16 protein-coding genes and 1 pseudogene are annotated in these 24731 nt (G+C 60.7%); 8 read left to right on the forward strand and 9 right to left on the reverse strand.

Features of this window, described 5'->3' with window-relative positions; all coding sequences use genetic code 11:
* Nucleotides 1-58: 58 nt before the first annotated feature.
* Entirely contained in the window at nt 59-8656 is an 8598-nt protein-coding gene (locus tag FJD34_RS12340) for a retention module-containing protein (protein WP_146552209.1), read from the reverse strand.
* A gap of 477 nt (nt 8657-9133) precedes the next feature.
* Between FJD34_RS12340 and FJD34_RS12345 the strand changes: the two genes are divergently transcribed.
* From FJD34_RS12345 to FJD34_RS12355, 3 genes are read left to right on the forward strand one after another with little or no spacing between them, the layout of a single operon-like run.
* A complete protein-coding gene (locus FJD34_RS12345) occupies nt 9134-10492 on the forward strand; it encodes a TolC family outer membrane protein (protein WP_090290649.1) in 1359 nt (452 codons plus the stop codon).
* Nucleotides 10493-10515: 23 nt separating this feature from the next.
* Nucleotides 10516-12675: a type I secretion system permease/ATPase gene (locus FJD34_RS12350; protein ID WP_032863459.1), complete on the forward strand. Its 2160-nt coding sequence runs from the start codon at nt 10516-10518 to the stop codon at nt 12673-12675.
* A gap of 10 nt (nt 12676-12685) precedes the next feature.
* Complete coding sequence (locus FJD34_RS12355; protein ID WP_032863460.1) at nt 12686-14041, forward strand: HlyD family type I secretion periplasmic adaptor subunit; 1356 nt, start codon at nt 12686-12688, stop codon at nt 14039-14041.
* A gap of 100 nt (nt 14042-14141) precedes the next feature.
* Here the strand turns inward: FJD34_RS12355 and FJD34_RS12360 are convergent, their stop codons facing one another.
* A complete protein-coding gene (locus FJD34_RS12360) occupies nt 14142-14738 on the reverse strand; it encodes a tRNA-uridine aminocarboxypropyltransferase (protein WP_032863461.1) in 597 nt (198 codons plus the stop codon).
* A gap of 2 nt (nt 14739-14740) precedes the next feature.
* Nucleotides 14741-15634 (reverse strand): LysR family transcriptional regulator, encoded by an 894-nt coding sequence (locus FJD34_RS12365; RefSeq protein WP_032863462.1) that lies wholly within the window; start codon nt 15632-15634, stop codon nt 14741-14743.
* A gap of 287 nt (nt 15635-15921) precedes the next feature.
* Between FJD34_RS12365 and speB the strand changes: the two genes are divergently transcribed.
* Nucleotides 15922-16872 (forward strand): agmatinase, encoded by a 951-nt coding sequence (gene speB, locus FJD34_RS12370; protein WP_032863463.1) that lies wholly within the window; start codon nt 15922-15924, stop codon nt 16870-16872.
* A gap of 74 nt (nt 16873-16946) precedes the next feature.
* Nucleotides 16947-18329: a sodium:solute symporter family protein gene (locus FJD34_RS12375; protein WP_032863464.1), complete on the forward strand. Its 1383-nt coding sequence runs from the start codon at nt 16947-16949 to the stop codon at nt 18327-18329.
* Between the two features lie 380 nt (nt 18330-18709).
* Here the strand turns inward: FJD34_RS12375 and FJD34_RS28630 are convergent, their stop codons facing one another.
* The 3 genes and pseudogenes from FJD34_RS28630 to FJD34_RS12385 form a co-directional block, all read right to left on the reverse strand.
* Nucleotides 18710-18832, reverse strand: coding sequence for a PA1414 family protein (locus FJD34_RS28630; protein WP_003210728.1), 123 nt, complete (start codon nt 18830-18832; stop codon nt 18710-18712).
* A gap of 139 nt (nt 18833-18971) precedes the next feature.
* Nucleotides 18972-19094: pseudogene (locus tag FJD34_RS12380) on the reverse strand (LysR family transcriptional regulator); the annotation flags it as partial.
* A gap of 205 nt (nt 19095-19299) precedes the next feature.
* Nucleotides 19300-20136 carry a CvfB family protein gene (locus FJD34_RS12385; RefSeq protein WP_029292380.1) on the reverse strand — a complete coding sequence of 279 codons (837 nt, stop codon included), beginning with the start codon at nt 20134-20136 and terminating at the stop codon, nt 19300-19302.
* A gap of 336 nt (nt 20137-20472) precedes the next feature.
* On the opposite strand from FJD34_RS12385, the gene FJD34_RS12390 reads away from it, so the two are divergent.
* The 3 genes from FJD34_RS12390 to FJD34_RS12400 all read left to right on the forward strand — a co-directional run bounded on the left by FJD34_RS12390 (nt 20473) and on the right by FJD34_RS12400 (nt 22519).
* Nucleotides 20473-20652, forward strand: a complete 180-nt coding sequence (locus FJD34_RS12390) for a hypothetical protein (RefSeq protein WP_007946007.1) — start codon at nt 20473-20475, stop codon at nt 20650-20652.
* 211 nt (nt 20653-20863) lie between these two features.
* On the forward strand, nt 20864-21586 hold the full coding sequence (locus FJD34_RS12395) for a TorF family putative porin (protein WP_032863465.1): 723 nt from the start codon (nt 20864-20866) through the stop codon (nt 21584-21586).
* A gap of 66 nt (nt 21587-21652) precedes the next feature.
* Entirely contained in the window at nt 21653-22519 is an 867-nt protein-coding gene (locus FJD34_RS12400) for a DUF6279 family lipoprotein (protein ID WP_032863466.1), read from the forward strand.
* On the opposite strand, the gene copD is transcribed toward FJD34_RS12400, so the two are convergent.
* The 3 genes from copD to FJD34_RS12415 are packed head-to-tail and all read right to left on the reverse strand — an operon-like array spanning nt 22516 to nt 24728.
* Nucleotides 22516-23442: a copper homeostasis membrane protein CopD gene (copD, locus tag FJD34_RS12405; protein ID WP_146552211.1), complete on the reverse strand. Its 927-nt coding sequence runs from the start codon at nt 23440-23442 to the stop codon at nt 22516-22518. The two genes, FJD34_RS12400 and copD, sit on opposite strands and share 4 nt — an antisense overlap.
* A complete protein-coding gene (gene copC / locus FJD34_RS12410; RefSeq protein ID WP_090290647.1) occupies nt 23439-23825 on the reverse strand; it encodes a copper homeostasis periplasmic binding protein CopC in 387 nt (128 codons plus the stop codon). The genes copD and copC overlap by 4 nt, the downstream gene beginning before the upstream one ends.
* Nucleotides 23826-23885: 60 nt before the next feature.
* Nucleotides 23886-24728: a copper resistance protein B gene (locus FJD34_RS12415; RefSeq protein ID WP_090290646.1), complete on the reverse strand. Its 843-nt coding sequence runs from the start codon at nt 24726-24728 to the stop codon at nt 23886-23888.
* Nucleotides 24729-24731: the final 3 nt, after the last annotated feature.

A 24731-nucleotide genomic window follows, 5' to 3' on the forward strand; every position in this document is an offset into this window, starting at 1 on the left:
GAGTTATAAGCCACAAGCTGCAAGCGTGGCGCTAACAGCTTGCAGCTTGTCACTGTCTTCAGACCGTATCGACCTTCAATGAATGGTCATTCAACATCCCATTGATGATCGTCGCCGTATCCGCACCGCTCGCAATCAAGCCTCCGGCCCCCGGCGTCACGCCGTATTGGGTCGCCAGGTTGACGCCGGCCAGGTCGATGGTCTGGGTCGGCGTGGCACCTGCAACGGCGCTGATATCAATGGTGGTCGTACCACTCACCACCTTGAAGTGCAGGTAGTCATCCAGGGACGCCGTCGTCGCGTTCTCTCCTTGCAACAGTTGTGACAAGTCCAGTTTGTCGGTGCCCACGGCAAAGTCGGTGATGACGTCGTGCCCACTACCGCCTGCCAGGTATTGGAAGGTATCGGCACCCGCGCCGCCGGTCAGGGTGTTGTTGCCCGGACCACCAATCAGGATGTCATCACCGCCCTCGCCCTTGAGGGTGTCATTGCCCAGTCCGCCCGAGATCAGGTTGTTGTTGCCGTTGCCGGTGAGGAAGTCGTTGAAGTTGGAGCCGATCAGGTTCTCCAGGGCCGTCAATGTATCGGTCCCGGCCCCACCTGTGATTTGCCCCCCTGCCAAGCCAAGGTTGACGGTCACCCCTGACGTGGCATTGGCGTAACTCAGTGTATCGATGCCTGCTCCGCCATCGAGCAGGTCGTTGCCGATGCCGCTGAACAACAGGTCATTGCCGTTGCCGCCATGCATCTCGTTGTTGCCGTTGCCAGCGCTCAGTACATCGTTGCCATCGCCGCCATTGAGGATATTGTTGCCGGGGCCGGCCATGATGATGTCATCCCCGCTGGTACCGGTGAGGGTGCCGCCGGCCTGGTAGGTGATGTCTACGGCGGCGCTGTCACTGCCGCCGTGGTTATCACTGACCGAATAATTACCGTGGTAGTCCGGCGTGTAGTCCTGAGCGCCGGCATAGTTGATGGTCATGTCCAACTGGTAGTTTTCTGCGCCATTGGCGTTGCCGCCTGATGGATTGGTGGTGTTGGCAATGTGAATCTCATAGGTAGCGTTCGCTAACGCAGTCAGCGTCGTGCCATCTGCGAGGGGGAGCTCGCTGCCCCCATTGATCGAATAGGTCATGAGGACGTTACCGAACGGCCGATTGTGATCCAGGTTAAGGGTTTCCCCCGCCTTGAGGCTGACCGTTATGCGATCGTCGGCCGTACTGCCGCTGACATTGCCGAGACTGCCAGTGATCACAAGGACTGCGGTCATGGCCCCGATATCGGCAAACGAGGTGCGTACATCCGCCAGGGTTGTACCGCTGAGCGTTCTGGCTCCCGTCCCGGTAAAAGCAGCGCCCTTGGCCACCCAACCGGTTGGAAAACTGGTTGGGATAGCCGTCAGGTTGTCATGGTTGGCATCGCTGTCATTGGCCAGCAGCAACTGCGCAGGCACCACGATATTGCTCGACAGGATATTGGTGATCACATGGTCATCACCGGCCACCGGCGCCGCGTTCGGGTTGACCTTGACCACCAGGCTGGAAGTCGCGAGATCGCCGTCGTTATCACTGATGGTGACCCCGAAGTTCTCGGTAATCAGCGCGTCCGTCAGCTTCGGCGGCGTGTAGCGGAACTCGCCGTTGTCCATGTCTACCACCAGCGTGCCACCCTGGCTGGTGGTGATGCTGATGCTGTTGCTCACTGTATCGAACGTGCCCTGGCCACCCGGCAGGTTGGCGCTCATCGAACCTCCTGCCGCCGGGTTGTAGGTGTAGGTAATGCCATCCACCGTAAGGGACTTGATAAAACCACCATCGGCGCCAAACGTCCCGTCGGTCATCAGGCTACCCGTCACCGGAGCGCCTTGTATCGTGCCGGCCAGCACCGCGTCCAGGCCCGCCAGGTTGGCCACTACCACCGCGTTGGTATTGGTGTGGGTGCTGCCGTCGTAGGCCACCGGGTCCAGGTAAATACTGTTGACCCCTGCCCCCAGGCCAATGGCATAGGCCTTGATGCCGTTGGCGTCGAGGAATGCCCTCCATACCCCTTCTTCGGTGACATCAATACCATCGCCGTATTCCGGGTTGACCGCGTTGCCGGGGTTGTTCGGGTTATTGGTATTGGACGTGGTGGGGTTACCGTCCGAGAAGAAATACGCCACGTTCTGCGCGCCGTCCAGCTTGCCGGCGGTGCCATAGGCGGTCTGCGCGGTGCCCAGGGCCGAATCGTAGTTGGTGCCGTTGAAGGCCGTGAGGCCGTTGACCAGGGTCTTGGCCGTGGCAACGCTGACCCACTGGCTGCTCAACTGTTGAGAGCTGTCGTTGAAGGTCACGATCTGCACCTTCACATCGCCCATCTCGTCATAGCGGTTGAGCAACTCGGTGATGGATGCCTTGGCCAGGTCCAGCCGCGTACCGCCGGCCCCCGATGCATCGTTCATGCTGCCGGAGATATCGATGATCAGCAGCAGGTTGGAGTCCACCTCGGTTGCCGTGACCATGCGCTCACTGGACACGGCATTGGGCACGTCGTCGATGATATTGATATCGATCACACCCGTTGCGGTGCTGGTGTCATTGTCGCTGGCCGTGACGGTGACCTGCTCGACGAGGCTGTTGGTTCCGGCCCCCGTGGCATGGGCCTCGTTGTCGAGCAAGGTGTAGCGATAGCTGACCACCCCCGTGGTGGCGTTGTAGCCCGTCACGGTAAAGGTGTTGCCCAGACCTGTGGCCTCAGATTGCGGGAAGGTTGCGGTGACACCGTTGGTGACCACACTGATGCCGCCCACTGTCAGGTTTTTCAAGCCATCCAGGGCAGTGACCGTGAAGGTGCCGGTCTGGGTCAGTGCGGGACTGTTCGGGCTGGTGCCGTCGAACAGGTTTTTTTCGTAGACGGTCAACTCGCCGCCGTTCAATTGAAGACCGGTGAGTACAACAGGATCGTTGTTGTTATGTACCTGCAGGACCAGGTTGGCGGGGCTGGTATCGCCGTCGCTATCGTTGAGTTGATAGGTGAAGGTTTCAGTCCCATTGCCACCACCGTTCAGGGCCAGGAACTGCGTATCGGTCTTGTCCAGGGTGTAGGTGTAGCTGCCATCGGCCAGCAAGTTCAGGGTGCCGTAGGTGCCGACGATGGTTGCGGGCGTAACAGGGCCGGTAGGGATGCGGTCAGCGCCCTGCACATCGTTGCCCAGCACGCTGCCGGTCAGGATCAGTTGGCTTTCCGACGCAACCTGTCCATTGGTGTCGTCGTTGGCCTTTGGCACATCGTCAACTACGTTCACATCCAGCGAGCCGGTTGCGCTGCTGTTGTTGCTGTCGGTCGCGGTTACCGTGAACGACTCGCTGATGCTGTTGGCATTGGCACCGGTTGGGTGGGTGTCGGTGCCGTTGAGGGTGTAGCTGTAGCTGATCACGCCGGTAGTGGCGTTGTAGTTGGTGATGGTCAGGGTGTTGCCAAAACCGGTGGGTTGCGATTGCGGGAACGTCGCGGCGATGCCGTTGCTGACAACGCTGATACCACCCACGGTGAGGTTTTTCAGGCCGTCCAACGCGGTCACAGTGAAGGTCCCGGATTGGGTCAACGCCGCCCCATCATTGGCACTGCCCAACGGCAGGTTTTTCTCATAGACGGTGACCTCACCGCCATTTACCTCAAGACCGGTCAGCACCACCGGATCGTCGTTGTTATGCACCTGCAAGACGAGATTGGCAGGGCTGGTATCGCCATCGGCGTCCGTCAACGTATAGGTGAAGGTTTCCGTGCCATTACCGCCGCCGTTCAAGGCCAGGAATTGCGTATCGGTCTTGTCCAGGGTGTAGGTGTAGCTGCCATCGGCCAGCAAATTCAGGGTGCCGTAGGTGCCGACGATGGTTGCGGGTGTAACCGGGCCAGTAGGGATTCGGTCGGCGCCTTGGACATCGTTGCCCAGTACGCTGCCGGTCAGGATCAGTTGGCTCTCAGAGGCCACTTGCGCATTGGTGTCGTCGTTGGCCTTGGGCACGTCATCGACCACGTTGACGTCCAGCGAGCCGGTTGCGCTGCTGTTGTTGCTGTCGGTCGCGGTTACCGTGAACGACTCGCTGATGCTGTTGGCATTGGCGCCGGTTGGGTGGGTGTCGGTGCCGTTGAGGGTGTAGCTGTAGCTGATCACGCCGGTGGTGGCGTTGTAGTTGGTGATGGTCAGGGTGTTGCCAAAACCGGTGGGTTCGGATTGCGGGAAAGTCGAAACCGCACCATTCGTGACGATGCTGATACCGCCCACGGTAAGGTTTTTCAAACCATCCAGCGCCGTCACGGTGAAGGTCCCGGATTGGGTCAACGCAGAGCCATCATTGGCGCTGCCCAGCGGCAGGTTTTTCTCATAGACGGTGACTTCGCCGCCATTTACCTCAAGACCGGTCAGCACCACCGGATCGTCGTTGTTATGCACCTGCAACACGAGATTGGCCGGGCTGGTATCACCGTCGGCGTCCGTCAACGTGTAGGTGAAGGTTTCCGTCCCATTGCCGCCGCCGTTCAAAGCGAGGAACTGCGTATCGGTCTTGTCCAGGGTGTAGGTGTAGCTGCCATCGGCCAGCAAGTTCAAGGTGCCGTAAGTGCCGATGATGGTTGCGGGTGTCACCGGGCCAGTAGGGATGCGGTCGGCGCCTTGGACATCGTTGCCCAGCACGCTGCCGGTCAGGATCAGTTGGCTTTCCGACGCAACCTGTCCATTGGTGTCGTCGTTGGCCTTTGGCACATCGTCAACTACGTTCACATCCAGCGAACCGGTGGCACTGCTGTTGTTGCTGTCGGTCGCGGCTACCGTGAACGACTCGCTGATGCTGTTGGCATTGGCACCGGTTGGGTGGGTGTCGGTGCCGTTGAGGGTGTAGCTGTAGCTGATCACGCCGGTAGTGGCGTTGTAGTTGGTGATGGTCAGGGTGTTGCCAAAACCGGTGGGTTGCGATTGCGGGAACGTCGCGGCGATGCCGTTGCTGACAACGCTGATACCGCCCACGGTGAGGTTTTTCAGGCCGTCCAACGCGGTCACAGTGAAGGTCCCGGATTGGGTCAACGCCGCCCCATCATTGGCACTGCCCAGCGGCAGGTTTTTCTCGTAGACGGTGACTTCGCCGCCATTTACCTCAAGACCGGTCAACACCACCGGATCGTCGTTGTTATGCACCTGCAAGACGAGATTGGCCGGGCTGGTATCACCGTCGGCATCCGTCAACGTATAGGTGAAGGTTTCCGTGCCATTACCGCCGCCGTTCAAAGCGAGGAACTGCGTATCGGTCTTGTCCAGGGTGTAGGTGTAGCTGCCATCGGCTAGCAAGTTCAGGGTGCCGTAGGTGCCGACGATGGTTGCGGGTGTCACCGGACCAGTAGGGATGCGGTCAGCACCTTGCACATCATTGCCCAGCACGCTGCCGGTCAGGATCAGTTGGCTCTCTGAGGCCACTTGTTCATTGGTGTCGTCGTTGGCCTTGGGCACGTCATCGACCACGTTGACGTCCAGCGAGCCGGTTGCGCTGCTGTTGTTGCTGTCGGTCGCGGTTACCGTAAACGACTCGCTGATACTGTTGGCATTGGCACCGGTTGGGTGGGTGTCGGTGCCGTTGAGGGTGTAGCTGTAGCTGATCACGCCGGTAGTGGCGTTGTAGTTGGTGATGGTCAGGGTGTTGCCAAAACCGGTGGGTTCGGATTGCGGGAAAGTCGAAACCGCACCATTCGTGACGATGCTGATACCGCCCACGGTAAGGTTTTTCAGGCCGTCCAACGCCGTCACGGTGAAGGTTCCGGATTGGGTCAACGCAGAACTATCATTGGCACTGCCCAACGGCAGGTTTTTCTCGTAGACGGTGACTTCGCCGCCATTTACCTCAAGACCGGTCAGCACCACCGGATCGTCGTTGTTATGCACCTGCAAGACGAGATTGGCCGGGCTGGTATCGCCATCGGCGTCCGTCAACGTATAGGTGAAGGTTTCCGTGCCATTACCGCCGCCGTTCAAGGCGAGGAACTGTGCATCGGTCTTGTCCAGGGTGTAGGTGTAGCTGCCATCGGCCAGCAAGTTCAGGGTGCCGTAGGTGCCGACGATGGTTGCGGGCGTAACAGGGCCAGTAGGGATGCGGTCAGCGCCTTGCACATCATTGCCCAGCACGCTGCCGGTCAGGATCAGTTGGCTTTCAGAGGCCACTTGCGCATTGGTGTCGTCGTTGGCCTTGGGCACGTCATCGACCACGTTGACGTCCAGCGAGCCGGTTGCGCTGCTGTTGTTGCTGTCGGTCGCGGTTACCGTAAACGACTCGCTGATACTGTTGGCATTGGCACCGGTTGGGTGGGTGTCGGTGCCGTTGAGGGTGTAGCTGTAGCTGATCACGCCGGTGGTGGCGTTGTAGTTGGTGATGGTCAGGGTGTTGCCAAAACCGGTGGGTTCGGATTGCGGGAAAGTCGAAACCGCACCATTCGTGACGATGCTGATACCGCCCACGGTAAGGTTTTTCAAACCATCCAGCGCCGTCACGGTGAAGGTCCCGGATTGGGTCAACGCAGAGCCATCATTGGCGCTGCCCAGCGGCAGGTTTTTCTCGTAGACGGTGACTTCGCCGCCATTTACCTCAAGACCGGTCAACACCACCGGATCGTCGTTGTTATGCACCTGCAAGACGAGATTGGCAGGGCTGGTATCGCCGTCGGCATCCGTCAACGTATAGGTGAAGGTTTCCGTGCCATTACCGCCGCCGTTCAAAGCGAGGAACTGCGTATCGGTCTTGTCCAGGGTGTAGGTGTAGCTGCCATCGGCCAGCAAGTTCAGGGTGCCGTAGGTGCCGACGATGGTTGCGGGTGTCACCGGACCAGTAGGGATGCGGTCAGCACCTTGCACATCATTGCCCAGCACGCTGCCGGTCAGGATCAGTTGGCTCTCAGAGGCCACTTGCGCATTACTGTCATCGGCCGCCGTCGGCACATCGTCCACCACGCTGATATGCAGCGTGCCAGTGGCCGTGCTGTTGTTGGTGTCATTGGCGATCACGCTGAAGCTTTCGCTCAGCTCATTGGCCCCAGCGGCCAGCGGATGCGCCTCAGTGCCCGTCAGGGTGTAGCTGTAGCTGATCACCCCGGTGCCCGCATCAAACCCGGTGATGGTCAGGGTATTGCCCAGTCCGGTGGCGATCGATTGCGGGAAGCCGGCGGTGACACCGCCGGATACCACGCTGATCCCGCCCACTGACAGGTTCTGTAAACCATCCACCGCCGACACCGTCAGGCTGCCGGTACGGATCAGTGCGCCAGCATCGGGACTGCTGCCGTCCACCAGGTTTTTTTCATAAAGCGTCAGGTCGGCGCCATTGACACTGATGCCACCGATCACCACGGGGTCATCGTTGTTATGCACTTGCAGCACCAGGTTGGCGGTGCTGGTGTCGCCGTCGGCGTCGGTCAGGGTGTAGGTGAAGGTTTCGGTGCCATTGCCGCCGCCCAGCAGCGCTACAAAGTCAGGATCGCCGGTGTTCAGTGTGTAGGTGTAACTGCCATCGGCAGCCAGGACCAGAGTCCCGTATTGACCCGTGAAGCTACCGCCGACAATCGGGCCGCTGGCGACGCGGTCGGCGCCCTGGGTATCGTTGTCCAGGACATTGCCGACAAGGGTCAACAGGCTTTCCGATGCGCTGCCTTCATGGCTGTCATCCCGCGCCTTGGGGACATCGTCGATAACCGTGATATCCAGCGAACCCGTGGCGGTGTCGTTGTCGCTATCGATGGCAACCACCGCAAAGTTTTCGCCGAGACTGTTGGTTCCAGCTCCCGACGGATGGGCCTCATTGCCCGTCAATGTGTAGCTGTAGCTGATCACCCCGGTGGCCGCGTTATACCCGGTAATACTCAAGGTATTGCCCAACCCGGTGGTGATGCTTTGCGGGAAACTGCTGGCCACCCCGCCGCTGACCACGCTGATGCCGCCCACCGTCAGGCTCTGCAGGCCATCGGGCGCCGAGACGTTGAAGGTGCCGCTTTGCACCAGCGCTGCCGGATTGCTGGCCGAGCCTTGGGCAAGATTGGCCTCGTTGAGCGTCAACTCGCCGCCCTCGACCGCCAGCCCATCCAGGCTCACCGGGTTATCGGGAGGCACCACTACCGGCGGACCATTGCCGGTATCCGGCTGCCCGGCGACCTGGAACAACGGAAACTCTGGAATCGCGCCAAAGCCTGCAGTCGGGAACCCGATGACCGGCTCCACGCGCCCGGCAACTTCGGTCAACAACACAAAGGAGTGCCCACCGCCCAATTCACCAGCCGCGGTGCTGCCGGTCTGGCCGGCGGCCGTGGCTTCACCGGTCTGGGTCGGGTCGGCACCGGCAGCAATGGCTTTTTGCAGTTGCTGCACATCGGTCAACTGCGCCTGGCTGGGCGCAAGGTCTTCAGACCCATGCACCTGCGGCGCCTGGCCGGCCAGCAATTGCGGGGAAAGGCCCAGGCTGCTGTCGCGCCCCAGGGTCAGCTCATGGCCGTTGGTCAGTTGCACCGCCACCGCACCCGCCGCGCCGGTCTGCAGTTGCTCGCCGGCAAACAGTCGGTCGCCTTCGATCAGGCTACGGCGACTGCCATCTCCCGCCACGGCAAAGACTTCCCCAACCACCTTGCTGACAACACCGATTAACTTGGCCATGTGCTTATCTCCCTGTCCGACCCCAGTAGTCGAAACCTCGGTTACGTGCACAAGCGCAACAGATCCGGTGGTCTGGGCCTCGCCCGAAAGTGGCACAAAACTGATTCAAATCAGCCGCCAACCCGCGCTTCAAGCCGTTTGCAGAGAACCTTCCCAGGGACAAAGTGACAAAAAACCGTCACCAGAAAATTCCCTTTTTTCCTCTACCCCATCATCCGCTTGCACTTGCGATTGAACTTTCCTTAAGCCTGAAAACGCGCCAAAGCGCACATAACTCAAGGCTTGTGCTTTGAACAATGTCTTGCTTCGCGCAGAACGCATAAGTTTTTTTGGACATAAACATTATGAGAAATCCTTCTTAGGTCCTCTCGCAAATGTTCTTAGCTCTGTTGTTACAAGCCTGAGACGGTTTGGCCCTATAAATTCGTCAAATAAATGGCGACAGACCAGCAACATTGATCCACAGGAGATGTACCCATGCGCGTCTTGACCCCCCTCTGCAGCGCGATTCTGATCGCCATGGCCTGCACCAATGCCCAAGCGATGTCGCTGACCCAAGCCATCCAAAGCACGCTGGACACTCACCCGGAACTGAACGCCAGCCGTAACAGCCGGTTGTCAGCCGACGAAGATGTAAAAGTCGCCAAGGGTGGCTTCTACCCCAGCCTCGACCTCAACGCCGCCTACGGCCGTGGCTACAGCGACAACAGCACCACCCGCGCCCGTGGCGGCAATCACCACACCGAAACCGACAACTACACCCAGTCGGAACTGCGCCTGCGCCAGATGCTGTTCGACGGTTTCAACACATCCAATGAAGTGCAGCGCACGGGGGCCGTGGTCAACTCCCGTGCCTATTACACCCGTGGCACTGCCGAAAGCCTGGCCCTGCGCACCGTCGAGGTGTACCTGGAAGTGCTCAAGCGCCGCGACCTGCTGACCCTGGCCAAGAACAATCTGCAGGCCCACCTGCGGGTCACCGACCAGATCGGCCTGCGTACCGAACGCGGCATCGGCAGCACCGCCGACCGCGACCAGTCCACCGCCCGTCGGGCCCTGGCGGACAACAACTACCAAACGGCCATGGTCGACCTGCAAGACGCCGAATCGAACTTCTATAGCGTGGTCGGGCGCATGCCGGACGAACTGGAAAGCCCGGCCTCGATCAAGGGCGAGTTGCCCGCCGACCAACTCGGCGCCCGGCGCAGCATGCTGGAGAACAACCCCTACCTGAAGTCCGCCCAATCCGATGTGATGGCCGCCGAGAGCCAGTACGAAGTGGCCAAATCACCGTTCTATCCACGTTTCGACGCCGAGGCGGCAGTGGGCGCCAATAACAATGTGCAGGGCGACCTGGGCCACGACAACGAATGGCGGGTGGGCGTGGTGATGAACTACAACCTGTTCCGCGGCGGCAGCGACAAGGCCCGCCTGGCGTCGGACTCGCACAAGATCAACCAGGCCATGGACATCCGCAACAACGCCCTGCGCATGCTCAATGAAAACCTCAACCTGGCCTGGCATGCCATGAACAACGCGCGCATCCAGACCCCCACCGCCCGCGAATACGCCGAAACCACCCAGCGCGTGCGTGCGGCCTATCAGGACCAGTTCGGCCTGGGCCAGCGCACCCTGCTGGACCTGCTGGACAGTGAAAACGAGTTGTACAACGCCAACCGGCGCTACACCGAAGTGCGCTACACCGAAGAGTTCTCCATGTACCGCGTGCTAGCCAACATGGGCGAGTTGCTGAACAAGGAGCGCGTGGTCGTACCGGCCGAAGCCATTGCCCAGTCGGAAGTCAGAAGCGAAGCCCACTTGCCTGACCTGAAGTAGCCAACGACGTGGAGCAGACCGCCGTGAGCCAGATGGAACCGCTGAACCCGGGTGTCGACCCGCGCCAGAGCTTTGATGACCCGTTGCTCGACGGCCTGCTGATCCTGTGCAAGCTGCACGGTTGCACTGTCAGCCGCGCCAGCCTGAGCGCCGGGCTGCCCCTGGCAGAGCAACGCATGAGCCTGGACTTGCTGCCACGTGCAGCGGCCCGGGCCAGCTTGCAGGCGCGGGTTTTGCGTCGGGAACTGGGGGCGATTTCGGCACTGAACCTGCCCGTGCTGCTGCTGCTCAAGGAGGGGCGTTGTGCGGTCCTGCGGCGTTGGAGCGAGGATGGCCAGGCGCTGATCCTGCCCAGCGAAGCCGAGGGCGGCGAGCAATGGGTCAGCCGCGCAGAACTCGACGCGGCCTACAGCGGCCAGGCATTGTTCGCACGGCCTCGGCATGAGATCGAAGACCTGCGCGCGCCGCTGGTGCCGCGGGTCGAGGCGTGGTTTCGCGACACCTTGAAGCTGTCGCGCTGGCTATACAGCGATGCGATTCTCGCCAGCTTATTGATCAACCTGCTGGGCCTGATGGTGCCGCTGTTCGTCATGCAGACCTACGACCGCGTGGTGCCGAACCAGGCCACGTCGACCTTGTGGGTGCTGGTGATCGGCCTGCTGATCGGCACGGGTTTCGAGCTGGTGCTGCGGGTGGTCCGCGCCCACTTGCTGGACACCGCCGGCAAGAAAACCGACGTGATTCTGTCGGCAACCCTGTTCGAGCGCATCACCGGCATGTCGATGAAGGCGCGCCCGGCCACCATCGGTGGTTTTGCCCAGAGCATCCATGACTTCCAGGGCCTGCGCGAATTCCTCACCGCCGTGACCCTCACCAGCCTGATCGACCTGCCCTTTGCCGTGCTGATGCTGGTGGTGATCGGCCTGCTCGGTGGTTGGCTGGTGATCATCCCTTTGTGCGCGTTCCCGCTGACCATCGGTTTTGCGATGCTGATCCAGGCCCGCCTGCGCGATACCGTGCAAAAAAGCCTGAGCCTGGGCGCCGAACGCCAGGCACTGTTGATCGAAACCCTCGGCGGCCTGGAAACCCTCAAGGCCTGCAGCGCTGAAAGCGAGCGCCAGCACCAATGGGAAAGCACCCATGGCGCCCTCACCCGCCTCGACAGCCATGCGCGCAACCTCTCGGCGCTGGCCACCAACGGCACCCTGTTCATCCAACAGTTTTCCGGGATGGCGACCATTGTCGCCGGGGTCTACAGCATTATTGCCGGCAGCCTCAGCGTCGGTGCGCTGGTGGCCACCTATATGCTCGGCAGCCGGGTATTGGCGCCGCTGGGGCAGATCGCCGGGTTGATCACACGCTACCAGCAGGCGCAATTGACCATGCGCAGCACCGACGCGCTGATGGCCCTGCCCCAGGAACGCGACCCGCAACAGCGCCCGCTGGAACGCACGCAACTGACGGGTGCCCTGGAAGTCAGCCAGGTGACCTTCCGCTACGCCGGGCAGAACGCCCCGGCCCTGAGCCAGGTCAGTTTCCAGCTCAAGGCCGGCGAACGCGTGGGGATTATCGGCCGCAGCGGCTCGGGCAAAAGTACCCTGGGCCGGCTGGTGATGGGCTTTTATACGCCGCAAGAAGGCCAACTGCTGCTCGATGGCCTCGACCTGCGGCAACTGGATGTGGCCGACCTGCGCCAGCAAGTGGGCTATGTCGCCCATGATCTGCCGCTGCTGGCCGGTAGCCTGCGCGACAACCTGACCCTCGGCGCGCGCTATGTCAGCGATGCGCGGATGCTGGAAGTGGCGGAGCTGACCGGCGTCAGCGAACTGGCCCGCCAGCACCCCCAAGGCTTCGACCGGCCGGTGGGCGAGCGCGGGCAGTTGTTGTCGGGCGGCCAACGCCAGGCCGTGCTGCTGGCGCGCGCGCTGCTGCTCGATCCGCCGATCCTGCTGCTGGACGAGCCCACCAGCGCCATGGACAACAGCAGCGAAGAAACCCTGCGCCAGCGCCTGGAAGTGTGGGTCAAGGGCAAGACGTTGCTCCTGGTCACGCACCGCACCTCGATGCTCAGCCTGGTCGACCGCTTGATCGTGCTGGACAACGGCCGCATCGTGGCCGACGGCCCCAAGGAAAGTGTGATCGATGCATTGCGCAAGGGCCGTGTCGGCTCGGCCGCGGTCTAGGAGCCCCACCATGTCAGCCACTCCCTCGTCACCGGGCTACTTCAAGAGTTTTGGCAAAACCGCCGACAGCGAATTCATGCCCGAACTGGCGGGCGCTTCGCTGCAGGATTCGCCGCGCCGTTCACGCATTATCGTGTGGCTTACCGCCGGTCTGATCATCTGCGCCCTGCTGTGGGCCAACTTTGCCGTACTCGATGAAGTGACCATGGGCGAAGGCAAGGCCATCCCGTCAAGCAAAGTGCAGGTGATCCAGAACCTGGAGGGCGGCATCGTCACCCAGATCTACGTGCGCGAAGGGCAGATGGTGGACAAGGGCGACAAGCTGCTGCAACTGGACGACACGCGCTTTCGCTCGAACAAGGGCGAAAGCGAAGTCGACCGCTATGCCCTCACCGCCCAGGTCGAACGCCTGTCCGCCGAGGCCGAGGGGCGGCCGTTCAAATTGTCCGATGAAGTGATCGCCAAGGCCCCGCAAGTGGCCGAGGACGAACGCTCGCTGTTTGAACAACGCCAGCGGCGCCTGAGCAGCGAGCAGCGGACCCTGACCGAACAGTTGCGGCAGAAAACCCAGGAACTGGCGGAGTTTCGTTCCAAGCAGGGCCAATTCAGCTCCAGCCTGGCGCTGTTGCAACAAGAGATGAACATGTCGGCGCCGCTGGTGGGCACCGGCGCGGTATCACCGGTGGAAATCCTGCGCCTCAAACGCAGCGCCGTGGAGATCCGTGGCTCGCTGAACGCCACGACCCTGGCGATTCCCCGCGCGGAGTCGGCGATCAATGAGATCAAGAGCAAGATCGACGAGTCGGTGCAGAGCTTTCGCTCGGAAGCGGCCAAGGAACTCAATGAAAAACGCACTGATCTGTCGAAAATCACCGCCACCAGCATCGCCATTGACGACCGCGTGAGCCGCACCACCGTGGTCTCGCCGGTACATGGGGTGATCAAGCAACTGAAGGTCAACACCATCGGCGGCGTGGTCCAGCCGGGCAGCGACATGGTGGAAATCGTGCCACTGGAAGACAACCTGCTGATCGAGGCCAAAGTGCGGCCCCAGGACGTGGCGTTTTTGCATCCGGGGCAGAAGGCGATGGTCAAATTCAGTGCCTATGACTACACCATCTACGGCGGGCTGGCGGCGAAACTGGAACTGATCGGCGCCGATACGATTACCGACGACAAGGGCAACAGCTTCTACCTGATCCAGGTGCGCACCGATAAGAACCATTTGGGCGGGGATAACAAACCGCTGCTGATCATTCCCGGAATGGTGGCGACGGTGGACATTATTACCGGGGAGAAAAGCGTGCTGGATTACTTGCTCAAGCCGGTGTTGAAGGCGCGGACGGAGGCGATGCGTGAGCGTTGAGGTGACTTTTGGGGGGCAGTCCATTGACCGCGTCGTTCAAGACATACGCGGTCAATGTGGGAGCTGGCTTGTCTGCGATGGCCTCACCTCGGTGAGCCTGCTAATCACCCCCATGATTGCGCTGGAAAACCTCCTCCCCCATCGCCGCAATCTGCCCCTCGATCAACGCCTCGAACGGCCGCAACAACGGCTCGAATGACTGCGGCGCCTCCAGCACCTGCAACGCCTGCACGATCGCCTCCACCGTCGACAACGCTCCCGGCCCCGGCGCCTTGCGCAACCGATAACGGGACACGGCGCCCGCCGCCAGCGTCACCCGGGGCAACGCCGCCAGCAGCGGGTTGAGGTGCAGCAACTTGCGCGCCTTGCGCCAGGTGCCGTCGGGCACCACCAGCAGCAACGGCAGGTCGGATGGGCTATACGCCTGCAACGGTTGCGCATCCTCGGCGGGAAACAGCAGCCGCGCCTGATACCCCGGCGGGTTGAGCAAGGCCGGCAAATCCTCGAACACTTCGCCCACCACCAGTTGCGCATTGAGCAACCCCAACGCGGCAAGGCGCGCAGTGTTGAGCGCGTGGTTGACCTCGCTGGGATGCTGCAGCAGCAACACCCGGGTGCGGCTGTCCAGGCTCGGGATCAACGCACAGAGGCAATGGGTGGTCGGCCGCAGGCAGCGGGGGCATTGGGGTCTGGACATGGTCAGGCCTGATTGAGCTGTGCTTTGAGTAAGTCGCGGAAGGTCTGGATCAACGGCTCGCGGCTGCGCCCACGGCGCATGATCATCGAAAACGGCGCCTGGTAGCCAAAAGTCGCCGGCAGCAGCACTCGCAAATCGCCCTTGTCGGCCCAGGCCTGGGCGTAGTGTTCGGGTAAATAGCCGACATAGGCGCCGGACAGCACCAGGATCAACTGCGCCTCCATGCTTTCCACCGTGGCAGCGCTGTGTTTGAAGCCATGGCGCGCCAGTTCCGCCTGGCTCCAGTAACCACGCCCGACCATGCGTTGCTGGGTAATCACCTGCTCCGGGATACGCCGCTCGCTGAACAGCGGATGCCGCGAGCTGCAATAGAGCCAGTGCTGTTCGCGGTACAGCGGCATGTAGACCAAGCCACTCATACGGTTGGAAAAAGCGCCGATGGCCAGGTCCAGGCGGTTGTCCTGCACCCCCAATTGCAACTCGTAGGGGCTCATCACCGACAAGTGCAAATGCACCGCCGGGTGCTCAAGGCTGTAAGCACCAATGACTTCGGCGAATGGCAGAGCCTTGTCGCTGACGGTGGAGTCGAGCACACCCAGCTTGAGCGTGCCGCGCAACTCGCCCTTGAGCGCCGCCGCATATTGCTCGAAGCCCTCCAGTTCGCCCAGCAGGCGCAGGGTTTCCTGATGAAACAACTCACCCTTGCTGGTCAGGCTGAAACCGCCACGCCCGCGATGGCACAGCACCAGGCCCAACGCGCCTTCCAACTGGCTCATATAGGTGCTGATGGCCGACGTCGACAGGTTGAGTTCGTGCTGGGCAGAGGCAAACCCCTGGTGGCGTACGACGCTGACGAAGATACGCAGCAGTTTCAGGTCGGGTAAAGCGCTGGCCATGGAACCTCCAGGCAAAAAAATCGGCTGACATAGCCCCCCTTGTAGGAGCGAGCTTGCTCGCGAAAAACGTTAACGATGGCGCGTGCATTCAGAATGCATGCGGCGCTCTCTGGTTTTTCGCGAGCAAGCTCGCTCCTACAGGGAACGGGTTCGGCAATCCGGTGGAGTCTACCTCAGGCATTAGTTCATAAAAATCTGAACTAAGTATTTCCCCACAGCGATTCTTCCCTTGCCCGGCATTTCGCAGAATCAGCCTCTGATAAACACAACAACGATGAGGCACTCCCGTGGACAAGATCTTTCACCAACCACTGGGCGGCAACGAAATGCCGCGCTTTGCCGGCATCGCCACCATGATGCGCCTGCCCCACCTGCAAACCGCTGCCGGCCTGGACGCCGCCTTTGTCGGCGTGCCCCTGGACATCGGCACCTCGCTGCGTGCCGGTACCCGTTTCGGGCCCCGCGAGATCCGTGCCGAGTCGGTGATGATCCGCCCCTACAACATGGCCACCGGCGCTGCGCCGTTCGACTCGCTGTCGGTTGCCGACATCGGTGATGTGGCGATCAACACCTTCAACCTGCTGGACGCCGTGCGCATCATCGAAGAATCCTACGATGAGATCCTCAAGCACGACGTGATCCCGCTGACCCTGGGTGGCGACCACACCATCACCCTGCCGATCCTGCGGGCGATCCACAAGAAGCACGGCAAGGTCGGGCTGGTGCATATCGATGCCCACGCCGACGTCAATGACCATATGTTCGGTGAGAAAATCGCCCACGGCACCACCTTCCGCCGGGCCGTCGAAGAGGGCCTGCTCGATTGCGACCGCGTGGTGCAGATCGGCCTGCGCGCCCAGGGCTATACCGCCGAAGACTTCAACTGGAGCCGCAAACAGGGGTTCCGTGTGGTCCAGGCCGAAGAGTGCTGGCACCAGTCCCTTGCGCCCTTGATGGCCGAAGTTCGGGAAAAGGTCGGCGGCGGCCCGGTGTACCTGAGTTTCGACATCGACGGCATCGACCCGGCCTGGGCGCCCGGCACCGGCACCCCGGAAATCGGCGGGCTGACCACTATCCAGGCGATCGAGATCATCCGTGGCTGCCAGGGCCTGGACCTGATTGGTTGTGATCTGGTGGAAGTTTCGCCGCCCTACGACACCACCGGCAACACCTCGTTGCTGGGCGCCAACCTGCTGTACGAAATGCTCTGCGTGCTGCCTGGCGTCACGCACCGTTGATGTAAGACCGATAAACCGGCGGCGCTTCCCGCCGCCCGGACACCTATAAAAATAATAATGGGAGACTCGCCACTATGGCTCTGGATCTATTCGTCGTACTCATCTACGCCGCCGGCATGCTCGTGCTCGGCTATTACGGCATGCGCCGGGCCAAGACCCATGAAGACTACCTGGTCGCCGGTCGCAACCTGGGGCCGACGCTGTACATGGGCACCATGGCCGCGACGGTGCTCGGTGGCGCATCCACCGTGGGCAGCGTGCGCCTGGGTTATGTCCACGGTATTTCCGGCTTCTGGCTCTGCGCAGCACTGGGTGCGGGGATCATTGCGCTGAACCTGTTCCTTGCCAAACCCTTGCTCAAGCTGAAGATCTTCACCGTGACCCAAGTCCTGGAGCAGCGCTACAACCCCATGGCCCGCCAGGCCAGCGGACTGATCATGCTGGCCTATGCGCTGATGCTGGCGGTGACCTCGATCCTGGGGATCGGCACCGTGATGCAAGTGATGTTTGACCTGCCATTCTGGGCAGCAATACTGCTGGGCGGTGTGGTGGTGGTGATCTACTCGACCATTGGCGGCATGTGGTCGCTGACCTTGACCGATATCGTGCAATTCGTGATCAAGACCGTCGGCCTGATGTTTATCCTGCTGCCGATCTGCCTGTACCGCGTGGGCGGCTGGGATGAGCTGGTGGCCAAGCTACCGGCGGCCAGCTTCAGCTTCACCAGTATCGGCTGGGACACCATCCTCACCTACTTCATGATCTATTTCTTCGGCATCCTGATCGGCCAGGACATCTGGCAGCGGGTGTTTACCGCCCGTGACGAAAAGGTCGCCAGGTATGCGGGCACTTTCGCCGGTTTCTACTGCATCCTCTACGGCCTGGCCTGCGCATTGATCGGCATGGCGGCCCACGTGCTGATCCCGGACCTGGGCAACGTCAACAACGCCTTCGCCGCCATCGTCAAACTGTCGTTGCCCGATGGCATCCGCGGCCTGGTGATCGCTGCGGCGCTGGCTGCCATGATGTCCACCGCCAGTGCCGGCCTGCTCGCAGCATCCACCGTACTGACCGAAGACCTGCTGCCACGCCTGCGCGGCGGCAAACAGTCGAGCCTGAACATCAACCGCCTGTTCACCCTGCTCACCGGCATCGCCGTGTTGGGTATCGCCCTGGTGGTCACCGATGTGATCAGCGCACTGACCCTGGCCTACAACCTGCTGGTAGGCGGCATGCTGATCCCATTGATCGGGGCAATCTACTGGAAACGTGCCACCACCTCGGGCGCAATCAGCGCCATGGCACTGGGCGTCACCACGGCGTTGGTGTTCATGATCAAGGATGGCTTGGAGGCAAACACACCGATCTACTACAGCCTGGGTGTGAGCGTGGTGAGTTTCGTGCTGGTGAGTGTGCTGTCGCGTCGACCAGAGGCCACGGCGGCCGACGCAGCCTGAGCAAGGCTTTCTTCAGCGGGTGCGACGTCGGTGTTGTCGCATCCGTTTTTTTGTTTACTGCCCAGTTTTTTCAAAAAGGTCGTCGCACTCGTCACAGGCAAAACTGTTAACAAACGACATAGCCCTGTCCTCCTTCCTTGAAGAGGGCAGGAATATAAAGCGTGCAAATACAGAAAAGGTCGAGGAAACAGACAAAAGGAAACGTCCGACCAGAGCACTTCCAGAGTCAGACAAAACGAACGCAACTTAATTTAGGAACCAGGTCTTCGACCGGTACAGGGCTATCGCATACAAGCACGCACGCCCCAATCTACTGTGATCCAGGGACAGTGTGACGAGTGATCGCGCCCAAACACCAATGTCTGAGCGCTTTTCAGGCCTTACCTGCGACGCGGACGGCGCTGTTCGTCATCGGTGCGGATAGGCACCGGTTGCAGCGGTGGCTCGATCAAGCCAAGTGCGACGCCGAGGTCGTGCAGCCAGTTTTGCAGTTTTTCTTTCATGGTGCCCCCTTTGAGGGTAGTGCTGAGCAGCTGGAATTCTGTGGCTGCTTCCTACAGATAGTAGTACTAAGTCCCACGCAATGCTTGCTTGAAACCGCAACGAACCATTACTGAATTGATACAAATCCTGACGGGCCGGTCAGGCAATCGCGCGGGGCTCTTGTGCCTGCCGCGTCTTGCCCTCTTGCTGCAGGTCAATCCATGCATTGAGATTAGCCCCGAGCATGCCCTTGCGCCACATCAGCGAGGTGGTGGCATGGGCTTGGCATTGGGGGCTGCCGCTCCTGGCGTGTGCATGCAGTTGGTGATGCACGCTTGCGGGTAGTCGCGCCTCACGGTGCGCAACCCAACACGGGCCTGCTGACCGCGTGTTTTGCGCGAGGGAAGTGGCTTGATAGTGGCGGGAGCGCTGCTGTTGCCGCCGGTTTGGCGCAATGATCCATTGCGCCAAACCGGCCAGCCACTGATCAGCTCAGTTCAATGCGATCGGCATGAATCACGATCTGGCCCTGCTTATACAACGCACCAATGGCCTTCTTGAAGTTGCCCTTGCTGACGCCAAACAGGTTGCTGATCACGGTCGGGTCGCTCTTGTCGCTGACCGGCAAGCTGCCGTTGTTTTCACGCAACTTGGCGAGGATCTTCGAGTTCAGGCTGGACGCCGCTTGCTCGCCGACCGGTTGCAAGCTCAGGCTGATATTGCCATCGGCGCGGATTTCCTTGATGAAGCCCTTCTCTTCCTTGCCCGGACGCAGGAACTTGAACACTTCGTTCTTGTGGATCAGGCCCCAGTGCTTGTTGTTGATGATTGCCTTGAAGCCCATATCAGTGGCTTCGGCAACCAGCAAGTCGACTTCCTGGCCCACGGTGTAGTTGGCCGGGGTCTTGTCCAGGTAACGGTCAAGGCGCGCAGTGGCGGTGATGCGCTTGGTGTGCTTGTCGAGGTAAACGTGTACCACGCAGTATTCACCGGCGGTCAGTTGGCGCTTTTCCTCGGAGTACGGCAGCAACAGGTCCTTGGGCAGGCCCCAGTCGAGGAACACCCCGATGCTGTTGACTTCTACCACTTTCAGGCTGGCAAACTCGCCCACCTGCACTTTCGGTTTTTCGGTGGTCGCGATAAGTTTGTCATCGCTGTCCAGATAAATAAAAACGTTAAGCCAGTCTTCATCTTCACTGGGAATATCTTTGGGAATATAACGATTAGGCAAGAGGATTTCGCCCTCTTGCTCACCGTCCAGATACAAACCAAAGTTAGTGTGTTTAACCACTTGCAAACTGTTGTAGCGCCCGACTAAAGCCATTTCCAATACCCTCATTGCGTGGGCGGCATTCTACCCGAGTTGAAGGCCGCGGTCCCGTATCCAGGCGCGCGCCCCCCTGAAAAATCGCGGGTTTGCCAAGGATTTTGGCCAATCGCTCCGCTCGTCAGGTCAACCCACAGGCCGGCACCGCTGGCCAGGTGCTATTTTTCACCCGGGGTTTCTATTTAAAACAGCGAGTTAGGGCCCTCAGCCAAACACCAACTTAGGGTATTTATAATAACGCAGCTTATTCCTGGGAGATATTTACCAAGCAATTGTCAAGCATTTCATGTACGATAGCTGGCCAAGTTAATTTTCTACAGGTTAGTGGCCGCCATGCGCGTAAAAGCATCCAACAGCAAAGCAAAGCCAGCTCCCGCCGTTGAAACCAGCGAATCGATCAACAACCAAATCGCCGCGTTCCTCAAGTCTGGCGGCGAAATCCAGCAGATCGCCAAGGGCGTGAGCGGCCAGACCTTCGGCCCGTCCAAGCAGATCACCCTGGGTAAAAAGTAAGCGCGCCAAGCCGCCTACCTGGTCCCTAAGCGCCTTGCCTATCAAGGCGCTAGGACTAGAGCAAGCAACATCCCCCCGACACACACTCAAATCATGCCAATCGACGAACGGGCCTCAACCCCTGACTTTCGCCGGTATGCTTGCACACGTCTAGCACGGGCGTTTGCCCGATTCCTTCTGTTACTGCTCCTCGCTTTTCATGGAGTGACGCATGCTCAAACCCTGCATTTTCCTGGTCAGCGCCCTGCTCGCCAGCCCCCTTGCCGAAGCGCAGGTGTTCCAGCGTGAGTTGGGTGACTTCGACCTGAAACTGGGTACCACGCCCAGCCGCAGCATGGCCCAGGGCCTAGTCAAACCCACGTCACCGGGCAGCAACTCGTTCCACGGCGGCCTCGACCTGAGCCACGCCAGCGGCCTGTATTTCGGCCAGTTCTCGCCGAGCATGGGCCTGTCGCCTGCAAACAACCTCGAAGTCGACTCCTATATGGGCTTCAAGCGCCCGTTCGACCAGACCCTGGGCTATGAACTGGGGATGATTCACTACAGCTACCCCAAGCTGAGCCCCCTCGACAGCCAGGAGTTCTACGGCGGCCTGAATGTGCTGGGCAATCGGTTTGGCGTTTCACTGGGCAACGACCCCGACCGCCGCGACAGCACCCTGTTTGCCGACCTCGGCGGCACCCAGCCGTTTGGTATTGGCGTTAGCATGAAGTACACCACCCATCAATTGGGCACCCCAGCGGCAGTGGATGGTGGCTCGATTCGCAGTTTCAGCGACTGGTCGGTGAAATTCTCCCGGCCGTGGATGGGCATCGACCTGGACCTGATCTACAGCGACTCCAACCTCAGCGGCAGCGACTGCTCGGCCTACTCCGGACACAATTCGCAATGTGATGGCCTGTTGACCTTGAAGGCCGAGCGGTCGTTTTATTGATGGGCTGAACTGTCGCGCCACTGGCGGGTTCAGATGAACACCCCTGGCCCGCACAAGGACACGCCCATGCTGCGTCGGTTAAAACTGCTGGTAGTCTTGCTGACCTTGAGCGCCGCTCTGGCTGGCTGTAGCCGTGTCGACCTGGCCTATCGCAACCTCGACGTGATCATCCCCTGGACCCTCAACGACTACCTGGACATGAACCCAGGGCAGAAGAGCTGGTTCAACGACACCCTCAAGGAACACCTGGCCTGGCATTGCACCACTCAATTGCCGGGTTACCTGGGCTGGCTCGACCGCCTGCAACAGATGGTCGCCAACCATCAAGTGACAGACGCCACACTGCAAGCCCGCACCCTTGAAGCCAAACAGGCGATTGCCGACGTTGCCCGGCAAATCACGCCATCAGCCATCGAGTTGCTGCGCGGGCTGGATGAACAACAGGTGCACGAGATGGACCTGGCACTGGCCAAGGATCTGCGTAAACGCCAGGACGAATACCTCAAGCCGCCCCTGGCGCAACAGATCAAGGACCGCAGCGAGCGCATGAGTAAACGCCTGGATGGCTGGTTGGGCCCATTGAGCGCCAGTCAGCAAGAACGTGTGCGCAACTGGTCCACCGCCCTGGGTGCACAGAACCAACAATGGATCGGCAACCGCGCCCAGTGGCAGGCGCAGTTCATCGCGGCGCTCGATCAACGGGCAAACAGCGACTTCCCGCAGAGGATGGAGCAACTGCTGGTGGACCGTGAAAGCCTGTGGACCGCCGACTATCGCCAGGCCTATGCCCAGACCGAAGCCGCGGCCCGCAGCCTGCTGGTGGACTTGATGGCCGAAAGCACAGTGCAGCAGCGCCAGAAACTGGTGCAGAAAATCGACAAGGTGCGCAGCGACTTCCAGTCACTCAAGTGTCTCAAGGGCAGCCAAGCCTAGTCCGGCGACATCGGGCCCAATGTCCCCAGCCACCCGACCAGTCCGAGGATCAGCAACACCGCGCCAAACTCCAGGCTCAAGCTGCGCCGCAGGGCACGACAGGCCACCGTGTACTCGCCAGCATCCACCGCCCGTTGCATGAATGGGCTCAGGTGGAAGCGGTTGAGTGCCGCCATCCCCAGCATCACGCCAAACAGCGCCAGTTTCAGGCTGAGTAAAATGCCGTAGGTGCCACTCGTGATGCCATCCAGGTTCGGCCCGACAATAAACAGGTAATTCACCACGCCGGTCAGTATCAACACCGTCACCAGCGCCGCGCCGATCACCTCAAAGCCGGTCAGTGCCCTGGCCAGGATCCTTGCACGCTTAATGTCCTGCACACTGCCTGGCATCAACAACAACCCAAACGCCGCCAATGCCCCGACCCACGCGCCGGCCGCCAACAGATGTGCACTGTCCGCGATCAGGTGCCAGGCCCGCAGCGCTCCGTCATCCATCGCACCATGACCGGCCCAGGCCAGTGTCGCCAGGGCGACACCCGCTGCCCAGGTCGCCAGCCACAGACTGGCACTGGGCCATCTTGCACTGGTCAAGACAGCCAGAACGGCCACCAACATCGCGCCGATACGCAGCATCCAGGTCAAGCCCAACTCGGTCTGCCACAGCATCATCTGCAGATGCGGCCCAAGCGCCTGCCACTCTTGCTCGCCACTCATGACCTGAGTCATAACCAACAACGAAGCCATCGAAAGCAACACGCCAAGAAGCGCGGCACCGACCAGCCAGCCCTTGAAATTCAACACAGCACCGGATATCCGCTCCGATGCCTTCAGACCATACAGACCAAACAAGCCCAAGCCGAACAGCAGCATCAAGTCCAGGTACAGCGCAAACCGCAAGGCGACGCCCACTGAATCACTCATGGCTGGACGCTGAACACCACATCGCCGGTAATGGGGTGGGTGTCAGACGACACCGCGCGCCAGTCCACCCGGTAAGTCCCGGCCGGCAACGGCGCCGCAGGCTTGATCAGCATCACCTTGGGGTCGCTGCTGCCCGACACACTGGCTTTGATTGGCATGGGCGAATGGGCCATACCGGGCATCGCGGTCATGATCAGCTTGGCCCCGGAAAACTGGGTCATCAGGTTTTCCGAAAAGTGCAACTCGATGGCCTCGGGCGCCGGCCCGCTTGCCCCGGCCGCTGGCAGTGAAGACAGCAACTTCGGATGGGCCCAAGAAGGTCCACTGAGCAATAATCCAGAACACAGCGCAACCGCCACCAACGTAGTTTTAAACACAGACATGCAAGGCTCCTGGCCGCTCATGGCGGCAGGTTATAGGTAGAGTTGTTTAATCAGCATCCATCAAAACCACAGGCGTACACCCAGTACCCAGCGCACCTCGCTGCGGTCCTCGCCCTCGTCCCTGGCGTACTCGGCCGTCTGGCCGTAGGCACGATTCCAGGTCACACCGACATAAGGCGCAAACTCGCGACGGATTTCGTAGCGCAACCGGACCCCGACCTCGGTTTCCGAAAGGCCTGAACCAATCCCGCGTCCGGGATCGTTTTTCCCGTAGAAATTAGCCTCGGCGGTAGGCTGCAGCACCAGCCGATTGGTCAGCAAAATATCGTAGTCCCCTTCAAGGCGCGCAGCGGTCTGCCCACCTTCACCGACAAACAGCGTGGCCTCGGCCTCAAAGTTGTACAGGGCCATGCCTTGCAAGCCGAACGCCGCCCAACTCTCGCTGTCACCGGGCTTGAAGTCCTGGCGCAGACCGGCCACTACGTCCCACCAGGGGCTGATGGCATGCCCCCATAGGGCCTGGATCTCGGCTTTTTCAGTCTTGCCCTTGGCGCGCTCACCTTCGGTGCGCAGCCACAAGCGGTCGATATCACCGCCAATCCAGCCCTTGGCATCCCAACCCACGGCGCGGCCATCGTCAGAGCCTTGCCATTCCAGTTGATTGATCACAAACAATGAGTTGATGCCACTGTCATGCACCATATGCCCGCCCGGGGCGTTGTAGACCGCGGCGCGATCAGCGTCGGTCAACGGTGGAATCGGCGTACGACTCTGGCTGGTCGCCACCGGTTTGGCTGGCGTCATGCCCTGCATCTGGCTGTGGTCCATGGTTTCGGCGCTGACCAGCGCTACGGGGGCAAATGTTGCGATCAGCAGCGCTACGGGACGAAATAGATGGCTCATGCT

This window comes from Pseudomonas brenneri, from assembly GCF_007858285.1.
GTDB classification, from domain to species: Bacteria; Pseudomonadota; Gammaproteobacteria; order Pseudomonadales; family Pseudomonadaceae; genus Aquipseudomonas; species Aquipseudomonas brenneri.